Annotated in this window: 7 protein-coding genes; 1 reads left to right on the top strand and 6 read right to left on the bottom strand. The window is 63.4% G+C overall.

Annotated features, from left to right (window positions below):
* Positions 1-43 precede the first annotated feature (43 nt).
* A complete protein-coding gene (locus tag C1M53_RS08390) occupies positions 44-13,537 on the bottom strand; it encodes a hypothetical protein (protein ID WP_129411833.1) in 13,494 nt (4,497 codons plus the stop codon).
* Positions 13,538-13,780: 243 nt separating this feature from the next.
* Here C1M53_RS08390 and C1M53_RS08385 point away from each other — a divergent pair, with 243 nt between their 5' ends.
* Entirely contained in the window at positions 13,781-14,320 is a 540-nt protein-coding gene (locus C1M53_RS08385) for an invasion associated locus B family protein (RefSeq protein WP_129411832.1), read from the top strand.
* 44 nt (positions 14,321-14,364) lie between these two features.
* On the opposite strand, the gene C1M53_RS08380 is transcribed toward C1M53_RS08385, so the two are convergent.
* Genes C1M53_RS08380 through C1M53_RS08360 form a run of 5 tightly spaced genes read right to left on the bottom strand, consistent with a single transcriptional unit; the run spans position 14,365 to position 19,901 of the window.
* A complete protein-coding gene (locus C1M53_RS08380) occupies positions 14,365-15,405 on the bottom strand; it encodes a hypothetical protein (RefSeq protein WP_129411831.1) in 1,041 nt (346 codons plus the stop codon).
* Positions 15,398-16,207, bottom strand: a complete 810-nt coding sequence (locus C1M53_RS08375) for an ABC transporter ATP-binding protein (protein WP_129411830.1) — start codon at positions 16,205-16,207, stop codon at positions 15,398-15,400. The genes C1M53_RS08380 and C1M53_RS08375 overlap by 8 nt, the downstream gene beginning before the upstream one ends.
* Positions 16,204-17,205, bottom strand: coding sequence for an iron ABC transporter permease (locus tag C1M53_RS08370; RefSeq protein WP_129411829.1), 1,002 nt, complete (start codon positions 17,203-17,205; stop codon positions 16,204-16,206). Before C1M53_RS08370 ends, C1M53_RS08375 begins: the two co-directional genes overlap by 4 nt.
* Entirely contained in the window at positions 17,202-18,116 is a 915-nt protein-coding gene (locus tag C1M53_RS08365) for an ABC transporter substrate-binding protein (protein ID WP_165358095.1), read from the bottom strand. Before C1M53_RS08365 ends, C1M53_RS08370 begins: the two co-directional genes overlap by 4 nt.
* Positions 18,117-18,131: 15 nt before the next feature.
* Positions 18,132-19,901 carry a TonB-dependent receptor gene (locus C1M53_RS08360; protein WP_245488578.1) on the bottom strand — a complete coding sequence of 590 codons (1,770 nt, stop codon included), beginning with the start codon at positions 19,899-19,901 and terminating at the stop codon, positions 18,132-18,134.
* Between the last annotated feature and the right edge of the window lie 156 nt (positions 19,902-20,057).

Here is a 20,057-nt window from a genome sequence, read left to right as displayed (position 1 = left end):
ATTTTTATTCATAGTATATATGTATGATATATCGTAAGTTACTCTATCTATTGAATGTTGCCTGATAGGAGATCATCCGCGGTGTGTATATCGCGGATGGCAGGCGTCGTTCTCCCGTTGTAAGCGCGTCGCGCATCAAATCTGAACTGTCATCGATGGTGTGGAGATCGCCAAGGCCGAGCACATGGCCGAATTCGTGCATGACAGTGGTAAGCAGGTCGTATTGCCCGGCGGGTGCTGCTGTTCCGTCCGCGAACAGCAGGGTGCCGCCGACACGGTTGGCGAACTCCTCGTCGCTGAGCGGGGTGACATCGACATACCAGCCGAGGCCGTTACCATTGTCGTCGATGCGGATCACATTGCCACTGGCAAGTCCGAGATAGTTGCCGCCAAGGTCGGCGATCTGGAAGGTCGTTGCGTTGAGGGCTGCAAGTTGTTCGTCGGTAAGACCCGTTGCGGCCCAACGCTGGATCGCAGCGGCGATGATGGTGTCCAGCGTTTCGCCAGTCAGCACGTCGCCCCACAAGTCGTCCCCCTGAGCCTCTACGCCACCCGGTGCAGCAAGCAGCGGCAGTGGATTGGTTGTCGGCAGCGGCGGGGTACCCTGGTTAAATGATACCGTTCCTCCAACGCTGATCTGAACATCGGTGACGCCGGTGTTTACGGCTTCGAGCGAGGCGGCACCGCTTGCCGGTGCGCCCTGCGTCACGCGGAAGGTGCCGTTGTCCTGATCCAGGCGGATCTTCGAGCCGTCGCCTGCCTGGCCGCCAATGAAGCCGCTGAAGGTGTTGCCGGAGATGTTGACGAACACTGTCGGCTGCGGGCCTGTTGCGCCGTTGCTTTCGTCCACCAGGACGGCGCGGCTATCCTGTATATCGCTGATGGTGTTGTTCGTGATTGTCAGGTTGGTCGTACCGCCGCCTGTCGGGGATCCCACGAGCCCGATGTTAGAGCCGATACCCGCGCTGCCGGTGCTTATGGCACCTCCCGGCGTGCCGATGTCCTGGATCGTATTGCCGCTGATCAGCACGGTGAGATTGACGGCTCCCTCGTTGCCGACATCGATGCCCCGGCCAACGGTGGAACCCGAGAAGTCGGCACCATTGCCGATGATGTTGTTGGTGATGGTTCCGTTGACCGTCCGGGTGAACGGGGCGTTGCCGTTGTTGAAAATATTGATGGCGGTCGAGCGCTGGTTGACGAATGTGTTGTTGTCGAGGTCGAAGATCAGCGCGCTGCTGCCCGGTCCCGTCGAGACATTGATGCCGGCATTGTTTCCGGTGAACGTCGCGCCAGACACGTTCACCGTCATCGCCGTTCCGCTGGTATCGGCATGGAGGCCGGTCCCTGTTGGGTTGGCGGGCGGACTGGCGGGATTGTAGTTTCCAGTGAAGCTTCCGCCGCTGACGGTCAGTCCCATGGTGGAGGTGCCGTCTCCGAGGAAATTGAAGACGTTGCCGATGACGCCGCCGCTATCATTGGCGGTCACATTGTTGTTGGTGAATTGGAGGTTGGTCAGCGTTCCGGAATGATTGGTGATCTGGATCTCGAATTCGTAATTGTTGCTGATGACCGAATTGAGGATCGCTGTCCGATGCGCGCCGCCGGAAGCTGTTCCGGTAAGGTCAACGATGTTGATGCCCGACTCGTCCGTTCCGGCATCGTCGCCGTTGCCGGAAATGTTCAGGCGGTCCAGCACCATGCCGTTGATGGTCGAGCCGCCGATACCGTCGCCGAGATTGTTGGTGATGTTCATCCGGGCAAGGTGGAAATCCGTGGTATTCGTCAGGCTGATGCCGTCGCCCGTTGAATTCTGGATCGTGCCGCCGGAGCCATTGTTCGCCGCGGCGCCGTCGCCGGTCACCGTCAGCCCACCCAACGTCCCGGTGTTGTTGAGGATGATGCCGTTTGCCGCCCCATTCGACGCGATCGAGCGGAAGTTCAGGCCGAGCGCCCCGATCGTGGTGTTGACCACATTGAGCGCACCTCCTGTACCCGAACCGATGGTGTTGTTCGAGCCTTGGACCGTTATCGTGCCGCCGCCGGATGCGTTGAACCCGAACTGGGTGGTCGTCGTGATGGCAAGCCCGCCATTGGTGAAGTTGAATGTCGCGCCGCTGTTGTTCAGCAGGTCGACGCCTCTGCCGTTGGGCGAGAGCGTCTTGGTGGTGCCGCTGAAAGTGAAGGTTCCGCCGCTGTTGCTGGAGGCGAAGATGCCGCCGGTGGCATTTACCGTCGCCGACAGGTTCCCGCTGAACGTCATGGTGCCGCCGTTGCGGGACTGAATGTCGATCATCCTGCCGGCGTTGTTCTTGGAGATGGTGCCGCTGTAGCTGATGTTGCCGTTGCCGCCGTTGACCAGGAAACCGGCCCCGCTCGGATTGGTGATCGTGGTGCCGGCTGCGAACGTAAAGGCGCCATTCGACCCGTTGATGATGTCTATGCCGGCATCGCCGCCATTCAGCGTCGTTGTTGCGTTGAAATTGTAGATGCCGTCGGCATTGTCGAACTGCAGACCGCTGCCGTTGGTGGCGTTGAGCGTGCCTGTCTGGAACGTGACGGTCCCTGTCGTGTGGTTGGCGATGCTGAGCAGGGCGGCGTTGTTGGTCTGGTTGACGTTGCCGCTGTAGAGGAGGCCGGCCGTACCGCCGGTTATGCCGATTACGGCGCCTGTCGTGGCGTTCAGCGTCCCGGTGCCGAGATTGACCACGCCGGTGCCAGTGACGTTGTTCATCACAACGGCGTTCGTGCCGCCCGCGGTCTTGCTGGTGGAGGCGAAGGTGATGCCGCCCGCGCCAACAGCCACGGTGTCCAGGCTGATCGCCGTCGCGGTCGCTCCGGCATTGATGGCGCCCGTTCCAGTGATGACAACCGTGCCGCCGCCATCGGCCTGCAGCGCCGCGCCGGTGCCATTGGCGTTGATGGCGGTGCCGGTGAAGGCAAGCGTCGCGCCGTTGGAAATGTCGACGGCATTGCCGGTGCCTGTGGCCTGGAGCGTCGTCGTGCCGCCGAAGCTCACCGTATGGCTGGCGCTGTTGATGACGGTCAGCGCGTTGTTCGCGCCTGCGACGTTGACGCTGCGGGTGCCGCCGCCGGAGAAGGTGGTCGAACCGCCGCTGTTGTTCTGGAACAGCATGCCCAGGCCGGTATCGGTGAGATTGATGCCACTGAAGCTGATCGCGCCGCTGCCGCCGCCGCGGCTCGCGACCGACACGGATCGGCCGGCGGAATTGTTGATCGTCATGTTGGATATGGTGACGCCGCTGCTGCCGCCACTGATGTCGATCGCTGCCGTCGTGGTGTTCTGGATCGTGCCGCCGCCGATGGAGAGGCTGCCGCCCGTCACGTTGGTCGCCCGGATGCCGGTGGCCGCGCCGTCGACATTGACCGTCGTGAAGCCGATGTTGCCGGCGCCGATCACGATTCCATTCAGGTCGACGCCCGTCCCGGTGGCCGTTGTTGTGGTGATGATGTCGGTTCCGGCTCCGGAGACCACGTTGATCGTGCCGCCGCCCGTGGCGAGGAAACCGGTACCGGTGGCGGTGACATTCAGCCCGCCATTCAGGAAACTGATGGTGGCACCGCCATTGTCGGTGAGGCTGACGGCTGTTGCCGATCCCGACGAAATCGACTTCGATGCACCAGAGAAGGTGATTGTTCCGGCTGCGTTGTCATCCAGCAGTATGCCGGTCTGGCCGCTGACGCCGTGCGTGATGTTGCCCGACAGCGTGATGTTCTGTGCCGTGGCCGCGCGGTCCTGGATGTTGACCGCCTGGCCGGTGCCGCTGATGATGTTGCCGCCATAGGCAAACCCCGCCGTGCCGCCGGTGTTGGCACCGCCGGCTCCATCGCCGATGCGGACCACCGCGCCCGAGCCGCCGTTCAGCGTGCCGCCGCCCAGATCGATGCTGCCGCCGGTTACCGTGTTCAGCACGACTGCGCTGGTTCCGCCCGTGGCCGTCTTGTTCGTCGTGTCGAACGCGACGTTGCCTGCGCCGATCACAACGCCGTCGAGGTTGACCGCGGAGCCGGTCGTTGTGGTGATGGTGTTCTGGTTCGCGCCGGCCGTCACGTTGATGGTGCCACCGCCGGTGGCACTGAAGCCGGTACCGGCACCGCTGCTGATGGCGAGCCCGCCGCCGAGGAAGCTGACGGTTGCGCCGCCATTGCCGGCGAGCGAGACCGCGGTCACGCCGCTGGCGCTGGTGTTGATGGTCTTGGTCGCACCGCTGAAATTGATCACTGCGGTGCCGCTGTTGCCGTTGACGTCGATGCCGCCGCCCTGCGCGCTGGACGACAGATTGCCGTTGAAGCTGACGGTACCGGCGGTGCGGCCCGTGACCTCGATCAGGTCGCCCGCAGTCGTCTTCGCAACGGACGCATTGATCGTGATGGCGGCGGTGCCGCCGCTGATCTTGACGCCGATACCACCAGGGTCGTTGCTGTCGCCGATCGAGCCGCCACTGATGATGATTGCACCGTTGGTGCCGGAGATGTCGATACCGTCGCCGCCGGTTCCATTGATCGCGACGCTGCCAAGCGTCACCGTGCCTGCGGAATTGGCGATCACCAGGCCGTCGCCGGTCGAATTGTTGATGGTGATGGCACCCGTCACCGTCAGTGAGCCTGTCATCTGGTCGAGGATCACGCCGTTGGTGCCGCCGCCCGCCGTCAGGCTGTCGAAGGTGGCGTTGAACGCCATAGGGTCGATCGACAGTGCGGTGCCGTTGTTCGATGTGATCTGGTTGCCGGCGACATTGGCGATGTTGACCGTGCCGGAATTGTGCGCCCGCAACCCGAACGCGCCTGTGCCGTTCACCGTGATGTCGACACCGCCGTTGAAATCGTAGGTGCCGGTGTTGGTATCCATCCACACGCCGTCGCCATTGGCGCCGACGCCGTTGAGGATCGTCACCTTGCCGGTGAAGGCGGCATTGGCCGACGAATTCTGGATCTGGATGCCGGCATCGGTGACGCCACCGATATTGGTGGTTCCGGACACTGTGAACGATCCCGTGACGGTGTCCAGCGATATGCCTCTTGCCCCACCGCCGGCGACAATCGAGGCGAGGCTGATGTTGCTCGTGATGCTGGCGAGATTGATCGCCTGGCCACCCGTCGAGTTGATCGTGTTGCCGGCGCCGATGGCGTTGATGGTGCCGCCGCCCGTTGCCGTGAAGCCGGTGCCGGTTGTGGTGTCGACGTCGAGGCCGCCATTGAAATTGATCGTGGCGCCGGTGTTGCCGTTCAGGAAAACGCCGTCGGCACTGCCGGTGTTGGCGGTGACGAGACCGCCGAAGGTGACCGTGCCGGCCGTCTTGCCGGTGATGGAAACGCCCCGCGCGGCTCCGGTCTGGCTGATCGCCGATGCCGCATCGAAGGTGACGTTGCCTGTGTGGGTGCCCGAAATATCGAACGCATTCACCGCGGTCGTGCTGTTGATGTCGGCATTGGTGCCACTCACCGTGACACCGCCGCCGATGATGTGGATATGGCTGAACACGGTGTCGCCGAGGCTCGCCATGCCGGTTGCCGTGTCGAGCCGCAGCCCGCCGATGTTGCTGTTCGTGACCGTCAGCGTGTTGATGCCGGTACCGGACACGCTGTAGCCGCCCGGGCCGGAGGTGATGAGCACGCCCTGCAGCACGTTGTTGTTGGCGAGCGTGACGGTGTTGGTCGCGGCCGTGCTGGTCGTCAGCGTCGGCGTTCCGGTGGCCGGATTGGTGATGTTGCCGCTGTCGACACCCGTCAGCAGGAAACTCGCCGGTGCGCCACCGCCGACATTGATCGTGTCACCGGCGAGGAAGGAGTAAAGGCGCTGGTTGTTGAGCAGCGTCAGCGTGGTGCCGCTGCCCTGCAAGGCGCTGCTGACGTCGATGTTGCCGCCGTTGTTGACCAGCACGATGATGTCGCGGCCACTGGCGATGGCGCCCGCGATCGTGCCGGGATTGCTGCGCGAGCCGTTGTTCGTGCCGTCGTTGAAATTGTCGACATAATAGACGCTGAACGGCGAGGACAGGTTCGACGTGTCGCCGGTCAGCGTTGCGTCGAGGAAATTGTAGACATCGGTACCGTGGTTCGGCAGCGTGTCGGTGGCGGCAATCGGCGTCACCGCGATGATCGACGAGCCGACGTCCTGGCCGCCCTCGCCGTCGCCGAAGATGAAGTCGACATTGGTGGTGCTGGACATCAGCACGCCTGTCGTAGGCCCGCTCGTATTGCCGGGGGTGCCCGCGATGGTAGCGCTGTGGCCGGCATTGAACGGCAGGCTGGCGTCGCCGAGCTGGATCAGGCCCGTTCCAGTCGTGCCGACCAGGTTGACGCCGACCGTGCCTGTTGCCGAAGCGCTGGTCAGGTCGAAATCGGTTGCGGTGATGTTGGCGTTGACCACCGCTCCGGATACGTCGAAGCCGGTCGTGTTTGCGGCGGTCAGCGCGATGTCGAGGTCGGCGAAGCTGATCACGCCGTTGGTGCCGTTGATGTTCACGGCGGCTGTGGCCGGATTGGTGATGGTCGTCGTGCCCAGGAACGAGACCGCACCGCTGTTGCCGGTCAGGGCGATGCCGTCGGCACCGGAATTGGTGACGGTCGTGCCGCCATTGAAGGACAGGGCTGCCGCCGAGTTCGAGGCCGAGATTGCCGTGCCCGTCGTGTTCGACACCTGAGTGGCGCCCGAAACGCTGAAGCTGCCGGTCACGTTGCTGAGCGCCACGCCGTTCGTGCCACCCGCAGCGGTGATGGAATTGAGCGTGACGCCTGCGGTGACGCTGCTGAGGCTGACCGCGGTACCTGCAGTCGAATTGACGGTGTTGCCAGTAGCGCCCGAAACATTGACGGTGCCGGCGGTCGCGCTGAGGCCGGTGCCCGAACTGGTGGTGATGCCAAGGCCGCCATTGGTGAAGGACAGCGTGCCCAGGCCGGCCATCGAAACGGCGGTGTTGGTGCCGGTGCTAAATGCCTTCGATGCACCAGAGAACGTGATGGTTCCGGTCGCAAGCGCACCCGGACCGACATTGACGCCGGTTCCGCCGGTATGGCTGATCGAGCTTGAGATGTTGTAGGTGCCGGATGCCACGGCGAAGTTGAAAGCTGTGTCGGTTGTGGTCGAGGTGACGGTGCCGGCAAGGTTGAGCACGGCAAGGTCGGCGCCGCCCGTGGAAACCACAGCGCCGGCACTCACATTGAGCGCGCCGGTGTAGTTGAGCACCGGGCCGCCAATGGTGTTGCTGTTCAAAGCGATTGCCGAACCGGTGGCCTTAGCTGCGGTGATGGTGGCCGAACTGCCGACGCTGCCGATATTGGCCGTGCCACCCTGCGCGCCGCTGAACTGGATTCCGATCCAGGCACCGTCGATGGTCAGTGTCGATCCGGTGACGTTCGCGATGTTGACCGTGCCGATCTGACCGCCAAAGTCGAAGCCGATGCTGAAGGGATCGGTGAGGTCGAGGTCAATGGTCCCGGTGAGATTGACTTTCCCCGGGCCTGTCAGGCCGGCGAAGACACCACCGGTGAAACCGGTATCCTTCAGGCCGCCGATGTTCACGTCGCCTTGCAGATCAACAAGACCCAAGGCAACGCCGGCACCACCAGGATTGACGGATTTTGCCGAAATGCTGTCGAAGGCAATACCACCAGCGCCTACCACCATCCCACCCATCAGGAGGCCGTTGCCTCCGGATGCGATCGTGTTGCCGGCGCCGGTGATGGTCACCGTGCCGCCATAGAGACCCGGGCCGTTGTTGATGGCCGTGAAGCCATCGCCACCGGCCGTCGTGATATCGAGCCCGCCGGTGAAATTGATTGTCGCGCCCGTGTTGGTGTCGAGCAGCACACCGGTGCCGCTCGATGTATTGGTCGTGACCTGTCCGTTGAAATTGAAGATGCCGCCGGTGTTGTTGGCGACCGAGATTGCCGTCGCGGTCGTGGTGTTGGCCGTGATCGCGCCGCCGAAGGCGATCGCGCCGCCAGTGTTGGCGGTGAGCGAAACCGCGCTCGCCGCATTGTTCTGCGTGATCGTGCCGTTATAGGTGACGGTCGCCGCGCTCGCGGCGACGTTGAAGGCAATGCCCGAGGGGCTGGTGATCGAGGCGCCGATGCCGAAGGTGAAGGTACCGCCCGAGCCGCCGATGATGTCGACACCCGCGTCGCCGCCGTTGAGTGTCGTCGTGCCGTTGAAGGTGTAGATGCCATCGGCATTGCTGAACTGCAGGCCGGTGCCGGTCGTGGCGTTCAAGGTGCCGTTCTGGAAGGTGATGGTGCCACCGCTGTGGTTGGTGACATTCACCAGCGCGGCCGGATTCGTCGTCTGCGTGATGTTGCCGTTATAGGTCACCGTCGCCGTGCTGGCATCGACGTTGAAGGCGACCCCGGTCGGATTGGTGATCGTCGTCGTGGTCGAGCCGGCGGTCGAGAACACGAATGTGCCGGCCGATCCGTTGATGATGTCGATGCCGGCGTCATCGCCGTTCAGCGTGTTGTTGCCAAGGAAGCTGTACGAGCCGTCCGCGTTGTCGAACCGGAAGCCGGTGCCGCTGGTCGCGGTCACGCTCGATGCCGCGTCGAAGCTGATCGTTCCGGTGTGTCCACTGGTCGCCCTGAACGCTTCGCCGCTGGTCGTTTTCGAGATATCGGCGTTGGTGCCGTTCACGTTGATGCTGCCGCCGTCGACATGGAAGTCCGCCATGGCGGTGTTGGTGATCGTCACCGTGCCGATGGCGCTGTCCAGGCGCAGACGCCCGACGATGTTGCTGTTCGAGATGACGCCGCCGCTTGTGCTGAAGCCGTTGATCGAGGCGGACAAGCTGTTGGAGACGATGATGCCATCGATCGTGTTGCTGTCGTTGAGCGTAATGGTCTGGCTGAGTCCGGCAGACGACGTCAGCGTCGGCGTACCAGTGCCAGGATTGGTGAGGGTGCCGTTGCTTATCCCCGTCAGCAGGAAGGTACCCGGCGCGCCACCGCCGACATTGATCGTCGAACCGTTCTCATTGAACGAATAGAGGCGCTGGTTCGCATCCAGCAACACAGTGGTCTGGGAACCCTGCGTGGCCGAGGAGATGTCGATGGTGCCGTCACCATCCAGCGGGTTGTTGACCAGCACGATCGCGTCGATGCCCACGGCCGCCAGTGCGCCGACGATGGTGCCCGGGTGGTCGCGCGAGCCATCGTCGATGCCGTCGGTGACGTCATCGACATAATAGACGGAGACATTGGTGGAGAGGTTGGTGGTGTCGCCGACCAGGTTGACGTCGAGGAAATTGTAAGTGCCGAGCGCGGGCAGCGCGCCGGTCGATCGGATCGGCGTCGTTGCGCTGATCGTCGAGCCGACATCCTGCCCCGCCTCGCCGTCGCCGAAGGTGAAGCCGATATTGGTGGTTGGCGACACCAGCACGCCGGTGTTGACGCCGGCGATGGTGGCGCTCTGGCCGCTTGCGAACGGCGTGCTCGGGTCGCCGATGAAGATCGTCTTGCTGTTCGGGCTCGTCACGCCGCTGATGTCGATGCCGATCGTGCCGGTGGCGGAGCTGCTGGTGAGGTCGAAATCCGTGACGGTGATATTGCCTGCCAGCACAGCGCTCGACATATCGACGCCGGTGGTCGAGGGCTGAGCGAGGTCGATGGCCAGGCTGTCGAAGGTGATTGCCGCATTGGCACCCTTGATGGCGACACCGGATGCGGCCGCGCCCGGGTTGCCGATCGTCGTGGTGCCGTTGAAGATGACGGTCCCGGTATTGTCCTGCAGATAGATGCCGTTGCCACCAGTGTCGGTGATCGTGGTCGTGCCGCCGAAGGAGACATTGGCTGCGGACTGTACGATCCGGATGCCGTCGTTGCCGGTTGACAGGACCGTTGTCGAATTGCTGACGGCAAACGCTCCGTCGACGGACATCAGGCTGATCGCATTCGTGCTGCCATTGGCGTGGACCAGATCGAGCGCGATGTTGGCCGTGACGCCAGTCAGGTCGACCGCCTGTCCGGTCTGCACGCTGATGTTTTCCGCGCCGCTGGTCGCCGCGATGTTGATCGTGCCTGCGGCGTTTGCCAGCAGGCCGGCGCCCGAGGTGGTGTTGACGTCGAGCCCGCCATTCAGGGAGAGCGTCGTCGTCGCGCTGTTGCCCTGGAAGAGAATGGCGTCGGCACTTGAGGTGGTGGCGACGATCATGCCGCCGAGAGTGATCGTGCCACCCGCATTGTTGGTTACCGAGATTGCCGTTGCGACGCTGTTCTGTGTCAGCGAGCCGGCGAAGGTCAATGTCGCGGCGCTGCTGTTGACATTGAACGCAGTGCCCGACGGGCTGGCGATCGAGGCGCCGGTGCCAAAGGTAAATGAGCCGGCCGAGCCGTTCAGGATGTCGATGCCTGCATCGCCGCCGGCGAGCGTCGTGATTCCGTTGAAACCATAGATGCCGTCGGCATTGTCGAACTGCAGGCCGCTGCCGTTGCTGGTCAGGATCGACGAGGCGGCATCGAAGGTGATCGAGCCTGAGTGGCCGCCGGTTACGGACAGTGCCGCAACATTGGCGCCGGTGACGAGGTTGGCCTTGGTGCCGACCACAGCCACGCTGCCACCTGCGACCGTGAGCTGGTCCAAGGTGGTGTTGTCGACAGTGACTGTGCCGGACATCGCGTTGAGCGCCAGGCCGCCGATCGCGCTGTTGCGGAGCGTCGCGCTGGAGCCCGCCCCGGAAACCGAGCCGGCTCCGGCGCCGTTGCTGATCTGCACGCCCTCGATCAGGTTGGCGTTGCCCAGGGTCACCGTATTGGCCGCGGCGGTGGTCGTCAGCGTCGGCGAGCCGGTGCCGGCGAACGGGTTGATGATCTTGCCGACATCGATACCGGTGAGCAGGAAGTTGGCCGGGGCGCCGCCGCCGACGTTGATGGTGTCTCCGCCCAGGAACGACATCAGGCGCTGGTTGTTGTCGAGCAGCAGCGATGCCTGTGCGCCTTGCGCGGCGGCATTGGTGTCGATGACATCTGCCCCGGTGCGGTCGACCAGCACGATGACGGCCGCCGTGCTGTTCATGGCGCCGAGGATCGTGCCCGGATGATCGCGCGAGCCGTCGTCGATGCCGTCGGTGACATTGTCGACGTAGTAGAGGGAGACGTTGGTCGCGAGGTTCGATGTGTTGCCGACGAGCCTGGCGTCGAGGAAGTTGTAGCTGCCGCCAAGCGGCAAGGTGTCGGTTGCTGCGATCGGCGTCGCCGCCGTTATGGTCGAGCCAACGTCAGTGCCGGCCTCGCCGTCGCCGAAAATGAAATTCAGGCTGGTCGCAGCGGACAACAGCACGCCGGTTCCCGGACCGGCGGCATTGCCTCCAGCCCCGCCGATCGATGCATTCGCGCCGACGGCGTTGGTGTCACCGAGCCGCACGGTGCCGATGCCGCTCGCGCCGACCAGGTTGATGCCAACCGTGCCGGTGGGCGTGGTGCTGGTCAGGTTGAAGATGATCGCGGTGATGTTGCCGTTCACCAGCGCGCTGGAAAGATCGAGCCCGGTGCTGTTGCCTGACTGCAGAGCGATCTGCAGGTTGGCGAAACTGATCGCGCCGTTGTTGCCTTCGATGTCGACCCCGGCAAAGCCGGAGGCCGGATTGGTGATGAGGACGCCGCCGAGGAACGAGACCGTCGCCGACGAATTCGTGATCGAGATCGCATCGCCGTTGGTGTTCGAGATGGTCGTCGGGCCGGTGATGGTAAAGCTGCCGCTGACATTTTCGAGCACGATGCCCGATGTGCCGCCATTCTGGCTGACCGAGCCCAGCGTGATCCTGGCGGTGATCGGGTCCACGAAGACGCCGGTGCCGCCATTGCCGGAGACGGTGCCGCCGGTAGTCGAGAATCTGCCCGTGGTGGAGGTGCCGGAGACATGGATGCCGTCGCCGGCATTGTTGAGGGCGTTCAGCGTTGCAAATGCGTAAGTGCCCTTGCCCTTGATATCGAGGCCGTCACCGGCATTACCGGACAACAGGGTGGTTCCCGCGAAATTGAAAGTGCCGTCGCTTTCGATATGCAGACCGTCGCCGCCATTGCCGCTGGACGTCAGGTTTGTTCCGGTCACGCCTGTCGAATTGCCGGTAAACGAAACACCGTGCGAGCCGGTGGCGCTCACCGTGACATCGGTCAACGCCGCGCCGTTGATGTTGACGCCCGAGATGCCGATACCGCCACCCGTTACGGTGATACCGGAAATCGTATTGCCGTCCGCGAGGCTGAGCACCGCTTTGCCGGCATCTGTCCCTGCTACGGTGCCGTTCAAGCCGCCAAAGCTGAACGTCTCGATGCTGCCGGAGAACGTCAGAGCCTTTACCGTGCCTGCACCGCCGATCACGGTCTGGTTCTGCGCCAGGATTGCTCCGGCGGTCAGGATGTTGCCCTTGCCGCCGAGAGCGACCACGAATCCGTCCTTGCCCGCCTTTGCGACGGCATCGTCGAGCGTTGTGGGGTCGCCCTGCGTACCGAGGCCCAGCGTGTTTTCACCGTCGGCGAAGAAGAAGGTGCCGAACGCCTTGCCGGTTGCGGCATTGACGGCGTTGCGGCTGAAGTCCCGTTTCGTTTCCTGGGTGTTGACGCGCACGCCGATATCGCCACGCACACGCTCGTTGACCCGTTTGCGCAAGCCGTCACCCACCGGATAGGTCGTCGCGGCCTCGTCCTGCGTGGCATTGCGTGTGGGTGGATTGAACGGCACGCTGAGTTGGATCGAACCGGCGAACTGGGTGTGGTCGCGATTGTCGCTGCGCACTTCGCCCGTCAGAGTGAGGTCCCAGCCGGCGCTGAACGCGTCGCGAATGGCATATTCGATACCGGCCTTGGCACCGGTAACGCTGCCATCCCGGCCGTCGGGATCGGCGAAATGATAGCCGCCGACATCCAGCCGCAGCGAATGGTTTTCCGGCAGCTCAAGCGGAACCTGCACGCCGAACTCGCCTTCTATGCCCCAGGCGCTGTAGCTGCGTCGATCGAGGACCGATATCTGCTCGAGCAACTGATTGCCGACGAGCGAGAGCGATGAGTTGCTCTTGCTCTCGTTGCCGTCGCCGCCGAACGGCACATAGACATTCAGATGGCCATCATAATTGGCGGTGATCGCCTCGATGCCGAGTGTCGCTCCGCTGTAGGTGTGGCCGTCGACCGTCTGAACATTGGCATAGGCATATCCGCCGACGAGCAGATCGGGATTGACCAGCCGTCGCACGCCAATGCCGACGTCCTGGCCGAAGCCATCGTCGAAGCGATGTTTGCCACGAACATCGAGGAACAGGACCGATTCTGCGGTCTGCTTGAGCGGGATGAAGCCCTCGAGGGCGGTGCTGGCGCCGTGATTGTCGGCGCCGATGACAGCCCGCACCTGCGGCTGCCAGAGCCCGTCGGAGTCAGCATGCGCGATTGTAATGCCGGACAGCGCCAATGCTGCAGTCGACAGCGCCGATGTCTTGAGGAGCTGCCTTGTTCGCGGCAAACGCGTGTCGCTCGCGCGAAGGAACGAGCCACGCACGCCGAAATGACTACGAAACGACGTACGTTCCCCCGAACCCATCCACACCATCCCCAGGCCGGAAGACAATATCCAAAACAGCTTGATTAGCGAGTCCTTGAGTGAAGCACTCCCAAGAAGAGTCAATAATACTGTGGTTATTTGGTAACAGCATGTAATCTGGCAGGTGAAGTTCCGCTTTCCAGGCAGTATGCACTGATGTAGAGATCACGCCGGGTCGCGTGGGGGTAGGAAATGACGAGAGGCGAGTTCTGCGTGGGTGGGTCTTTGGGCTCCCGATGGAGTATGTGGGCGAGCGCTGCGGCCGTGCTTGTCGTGCTGGGCATCGCGGCGCCTGCTACATTGGCCGAAGAAGCCAAACCCAATGCCAAACCGGCCGATGCAAAGGCAGCCGAGGCCAAGCCCGAAGGCAATCCCTGGGTCGTCAATTGCGCCAGCGGCGGTTCGGGCATGGATCTCGAATGCCAGGCCTCCCAGAACCTCACCGAATCCAAGACCGGTCAGCGCGTGCTGACGCTGACCGTGCGCCGCCAGGCCGACAATGGCAGCCTCGCCATGCTGCTGGCGCTGCCGCACGGCCTGTTCCTGCCCGCTGGCGCATCCTACCAGATCGACTCCGGCAACAAGGTGGCTGTCGCCATCCAGACCAGTGATCAGAATGGTGCCTATGCAGCCGTTCCGTTGACCCCGGAACTTCTTACAGGCTTGAAATCGGGCACCTCGTTGAACATCGGCATGGAGTCCGTGACACGCAAGCCCGTGACCATCCCCGTCTCGCTCAAGGGCTTTACCGCAGCGGTCGACAAGCTGCAGGCTACCAAGTAGCCAGCTTGTCGTTCATCCTGATTGCGTGCTTCGGCTGGGCCGCTTCAATGCCCAGGCGCTTCGTCTTCGACGCCGTCGGCGGCTTCCGGATCAAGCTGGTCAAAAGCCACCTGCCAGTCCGTGATGATGCCGATACGCCTGGCGTCGTCGTGAAGGGTCGCCAGCCGCGCTTCCTGGCGCAGCGCGATGCGCGCGGCCGCCTTGGCGGTGCGGCTGAGCGGTGGTGTCCAGCTTTGCGGCGCTACGCCGGTGCTGAGAGCTGTACCGATCGCCTGTTTCGCCATGCGTGCCTCTGCGGCTCCGTAGCGGTTCAGCAGGTTCTGGAATGCCTCGTGCAGGTCCAGATCGAAGGGCTGGTCTTGGCCCATCGGATCGATGACTGGATTGCCCGGGTGCAGGAAGGCGAGCGGCAGCAGGCCATGCGGTATCGGTGTGTTGGCTGAATGGGTGCGGCCGCTGGCCAGCAGCTTGGGCAGGAGATGTGTATGCGGTCCCGCCGGTGAAACGCCACCGGTGTCCGGGCCGCCGATCTTCTGGTAGACCTCGACGCGCCCCAGCGCGGTCAGCGCCACGCGGTGCGGATGAGCAGACATGATGGCGGCGGTGGCGCCGTTGCCGGGTTCGAACAGTGATCGCCCGAGATTGGCGCGCAATTCGCCGAGCAGTTTCGGATCGCTGGTGCGGATGCAGAAATCGCATTGTGGCAGGCCTAGCCCCATGTCGAACAGGATGCCGGTGCGGTCGATGCCACGAATGGCATCGTCATCCGGCCCGATCTCTGTCAGCACTTTGTGCCCGTTGCGCCGCGCACGCGCCTCCGGCAGGCAGAGCGCCACGGCATGGCTCCAGCGATGCCGCTTCGGGCTCAGCGTCTCATAGGCAACTGCCGTTGCTTCGACGAGACGCCGGCGCTCCAGGCGGATGGCGCCACGCCGCGTCGCACGAGTGAGATCCCGTGGCTCGTCGATCACGGGCTGCTCGTCAGCGTCCTGGTGGAATTCGGCAATGGCGCCGAACGAGCCCATGCTCCAGCCCGATCGCCAGTCGCCAAGATGCTTCTGCAGCAGCGGTTCAAGGTCAGTCATCGTCTTCTTCCGGTTTGTCTTGGACGGGGGGCTGGACCAGATCGAGCGGCTGGATGACGGTGCGCCCTGCCGCGGTGCCGAAATAGGCTTCGACGCCATAGACGCTGGCCAGGCTTTCAGGGGTCAACACCGTTTCTGGTGAGCCGTCCGCGATGATCCGGCCGCGGTCGAGCAGGATAAGCCGGCTGCACCAGCGTGCCGCCAGTCCGAGATCATGCAGCGATGCAATGACGCTGCGTCCTTGCCTGGCCAATTCGTCAAACAGCCGCATCAAGCTGATCTGATGCGACGGATCGAGGCCAGCCGTCGGCTCGTCAGCCAGCAACAAGGGTGTTTCCTGGGCGAGCGCACGTGCAATCAGCACACGTGCCTTCTCGCCTCCGGAAAGATCTGTGGCAGCGCGGTCGCGGAAGGTGGCGACTTCCATGCGCTGCATGGCCTGTTCAATGGCTGCATGATCGGTCGATGACAGAGCGGCGAAAGCCGGACGGTACGGTGTGCGCCCGAGGGCGACGACGGCTTCCACCGGGAGCGCCCAGGCGATCTCGTGCTCCTGCGCGACATAGGCGATGCTCGCCGCACGCTCGCGTGCTCCCAGCATGGCGGCATCGAGCCCGGCGATCGAGATGCGGCCTTGCGACGCGACAAGGCCGAGTACCGCCTTCAACAGGGTCGATTTTCCCGCACCATTCGGTCCGATAAGCCCGACGAATTCGCCGGGACCGACAGCGAAGGAAACATCATGCAGCACGCGCCGCTGCCCGAGCAGTGCCGACAGGCCTGAAACGGCAAGCAGGCTCATGCCAGCCTCCGCCGTTCACGATAGACAAGCCAGAGGAAGAAGGGAGCGCCGACGATGGCCGTAAGCACGCCGAGCTTCAGGTCACGGCCCGGCGCGACAAGGCGCACCAGTATGTCGGCGGCCAGCACCACCGCCGCGCCGCCGAGCGCCGAGGCAGGCAAAAGTCGCGATGGCCGCGCGCCGACCAGCGGTCTCAGCAGATGCGGCACCACAAGTCCGACAAAACCGATTGCGCCTGCAACGGCCGTTGCTGCACCGACCGAAGAAGCGGTGCCCAGCACTGCAAGCTGTTGCACGCGGCGCATGTCGATACCCATCGAGGCAGCGGTATCTGCCCCGAGCGTCAGCGCGTCGAGCGCGCGTCCAAGCATCAGCAACAACACCCAGCCAGCGAGCATGAAGGGTGCGGCCAGCCAGACATGCGTCATGGAGCGGTCGGTGAGCGAGCCAAGCATCCAGAACATGATCTCGAGCGCTGCGAACGGATTGGGCGACAGGTTGAGCGCCAGCGACGTCATGGCTCCGGCGAGGCTGGAAACGGCAACGCCGGCCAGGATGATGGTGAGCGTGTTCGAACGCCGGCCTGCAAGTACCTGCACGACGACCACCGCAACCATTGCTGCCAGAAGGGCGGAGAGCGGCAGTGCCAGCGGGAAGACGATCGTCAAGCCGCTGTAGATGGCAAGCACGGCGCCCAGCGAAGCCGAGGCGCTGACGCCGATCAGGCCCGGCTCGGCCAGCGGATTGCGCAGGTAGCCCTGCAGCGCGGCGCCGGACAGTCCTAGTGTCGCACCGATCATCAGACCGAGCAGGGCTCGTGGCAGGCGGATCTCGCGCATGATCAGGGCGATCGCATCTCCTTTGTCCGAAAGCAGCGCCTTGATGCTGTCGCTGAAAGCAATGGCTGCGGGACCGACGGTCAGCGACAGCATAAAGAGCAAACCAACCAGAAGGCCAAGAACAGCCAGCACGGTGCGATATCGGGCAATGTCGGTCACGGCTGTGCCTCTTCCGCCTGACTGCTTCCGGAAGAGGCCGCCTTGGTCAGCATCTCAATCGCGGTGGTCGTGAAGGGGGCGCCACAGATGGTATATTTAGCCGGCACGGAAACGCGCCCGGTTCCCTCGGTGAGCGCCCTGTAGGCCGGATGCACAAAGGTCTGCTGGGCCAGGGCTGGTGTCGCATACCGCGCCTCCGAGTCCACCAGCAAGTCCGGCTTCGCCATGACAAGGAGTTCCAGCGGCAATTGCTGGGTGCCGGACAGACCGAGTTTTGTAGCCAGGTTGGTCAGACCGGATGCGGCCACCACGGCATCGATCAGGGTGCCGGCACCGGAGGTATAGGAATTGGCATAGTAGGTCGCCACCGTAATGTTGGGGTGCGATCTCTCCTTCGCCTCGCCGAGTTTGCGGTCGAGGTCCGCGACCAGGGCCTCTGCGTGTTCTCGTCGTTCGAGGATATCGCCCATGCGTCTCAGGTTGGTGCGCACGTCGTCAAAGGAGGTTTCGGGCTGGAATTCCTCGACGCGGATGCCGAGTTTCCGAAGCAGGCCGACAGTCGCACGGGTCGTATAGCTGCCGGCAAGGACAAGATCCGGCTGCATCAGGAAGACTTCCTCCGCCTGGCCGTGATTGACCATCAGCTTCTGCGCCGCTTCAACCAGCACGGACGTTGCAGGGTCAAGGGCCAGATAGGACACGGAATGGAGCTGGCTGTCGCCTGCCACCAGCAGTGCCATCTGGTCGGTGCAGACATTCATGGAGACGACGCGCTTCGGAGGGCCCGCAGCCACGGCGCCACAGGCACCGGCAAGAAGCAGACCGCCCGTCATCAGGCCCAGCGGCAGAGCCCGGCGGCCCTGGCGGGAAGCCCTGCTGGTCGTCGCCGGATTTTCTGCCCTTGCCTGCATCGCCATCTCCGGGGCTCAGAATGTCCGCGTGATGCTCAGATTGAAAGTGCGGCCGGGAGCACGGTAGTCCGTCACCGTCGAATAATCCGCGTCGAAAAGGTTCTCGACCGCGAATTTGACCTGCGATGTAGCATCAAGTGTGTAAAGCGCGGTGAAATCCACGGTGACGTAGTCCGGCAACTTCACTGTGTTGGTGGCGTTGGCATGGCGCGCGGCCCCATAGAGAACACGCGTCGTCAGCTCCATCTGTTCGGTCGGGCTGTAGGTGACTTCCGCCATCGCCTTCAGCCGGTCGCGATAGGGGATGTATTTGCCGTTGTCCTGGTTCAGTGGCTCACGGACATCAATGGTCACCCTGCCGCTCCATTCGGTGCTGAAGCGATGTGCAAGCGCGGCTTCGAAACCGGTGATGCGCGCGCTTGCGACGTTGAAGGGCAGGTAGGTCGGCGGGTTGGAAGCGATCGCGTCGGTCAGCCAGGTTTGATAGAAGGCAACGTCCAGATTGGTGTCGGCGCCTGCTTGCCAGTTCACCCCGACCTCATAGGATCTGGACTTTTCCGGCTTGAGGTTCGGGTTGGAGTAGTTTGGATAATAAAGCTCGTTGAAGCTCGGTGCCCTGAAGCCGGTGGCATAGGACGAGCGCAACCTGAGATCCGGCAGGATTTCATAGCTCGCACCGACATTGTAGGTGGTGGCGCCGCCGAACTGGCCATTGTGGTCATAGCGGATGCCGCTGTCGATGCTGAGTGCGTCATAGGATAGTGAGTACTGGCTGAACACCGCTGCCAGCGTGCGTGCGCTGACATCGAAGTTGACGGTCGAATCGACCTGCTCGCGATAGACTTCGGCCCCACCGGTCAGCACATGTGCAACGCTACCGGTGTCGAAATTCTTCGTGGTGGAGGCGAAGAGACCGTAGCGGCTGGAGTTGAAGCGGCTGTCGCCGGCAACACCATCGCGGAAATTGCGCGAGCGATCGAGCGAACTTGACAGTTCGACGGTCGAGGACCAGTCGTCGGAATGCTTGATCTCGGTGCCAAGCTTGCCGGCAAAACTGGTCGTGTCGACTTCGTTGGCGCCAGGATAGGCGTCGTCATATTGGCTACGGCTTCTGGCAAGTACAGCGTCGCCATACACCCGGCCCCAGTCGAACCGTTTCGAAAGCGAGGCATTGATCGAGCCGAGCAGGAAGCCGTCATCGTCCGGCTCATGTCCGTAGGCGGTCGGGGCCGTGAAATCGTAACCATGCGTGCCGATCAGGCTGCCGCCGAGCGAATAATCGACGCCGCTTGCGCTCTGACCACGCACATTGCCGGACAATGTGCCGCCCCACGGATGGCTCACACCGGCCGTAACCGAGCCACAACTGTCGCGGCCTTGGGCGCATGGGCCGCCCTGTCTGGTGATGATGTTGACGACGCCACCCATGGCGTCGGAACCATATTGCGCCGAATGCGCGCCCTTGGCGACCTCGATACGTTCGATCGAATCCAGCGGAATGTTGCCGAGCGAGGCCGTGCCGGTGGTGGCCGAGCCTGCCCTCACGCCATTGACCAGCACCAGCGTCTGGCTGGCCGACATGCCGCGCAAATAGAGGTTGGATGCCGAACCCTGGCCACCATAAGAGACGATGGAAACGCCGGTGTAGGATTTGAGCAGGGAGGGCAAGTCGGGCGCCGCAGAGCGCTCGATGCTCTGGCGGTCGATCACCGTGACGGACGAGGTCGAGCGCTCGAGCGTCGTTTCGCGCCGGAGCGGCGTGCTGATGACGATCCGCTCGAGCATCGTGGCGTTGCCGGCAGGGTCCTGGGCGCCTGCATGGCTTGTGGAAACCAGTGCTACGGCACCGGTCAAAAAGACAGTCTTCTTCAATTCCGCCCCCAAAAGGATCGACGGCGCAACGGCGCCGCAAGGTTCATTTCGAACCGCAGGTGGACGGGG

It is taken from the genome of Mesorhizobium sp. Pch-S, from assembly GCF_004136315.1.
Classification (GTDB): Bacteria; Pseudomonadota; Alphaproteobacteria; order Rhizobiales; family Rhizobiaceae; genus Mesorhizobium.
The sequence above is the reverse complement of the archived record's forward strand: the minus strand, read 5'-3'. Positions and strand labels throughout refer to the sequence as shown.

Coding starts and splice junctions, on each gene's coding strand:
- C1M53_RS08390 (WP_129411833.1), bottom strand. CDS start 13,537: ATGGGTTCGGGGGAACGTACGTCGTTTCGTAGTCATTTCGGCGTGCGT.
- C1M53_RS08385 (WP_129411832.1), top strand. CDS start 13,781: ATGTGGGCGAGCGCTGCGGCCGTGCTTGTCGTGCTGGGCATCGCGGCG.
- C1M53_RS08380 (WP_129411831.1), bottom strand. CDS start 15,405: ATGACTGACCTTGAACCGCTGCTGCAGAAGCATCTTGGCGACTGGCGA.
- C1M53_RS08375 (WP_129411830.1), bottom strand. CDS start 16,207: ATGAGCCTGCTTGCCGTTTCAGGCCTGTCGGCACTGCTCGGGCAGCGG.
- C1M53_RS08365 (WP_165358095.1), bottom strand. CDS start 18,116: ATGCAGGCAAGGGCAGAAAATCCGGCGACGACCAGCAGGGCTTCCCGC.
- C1M53_RS08360 (WP_245488578.1), bottom strand. CDS start 19,901: ATGCTCGAGCGGATCGTCATCAGCACGCCGCTCCGGCGCGAAACGACG.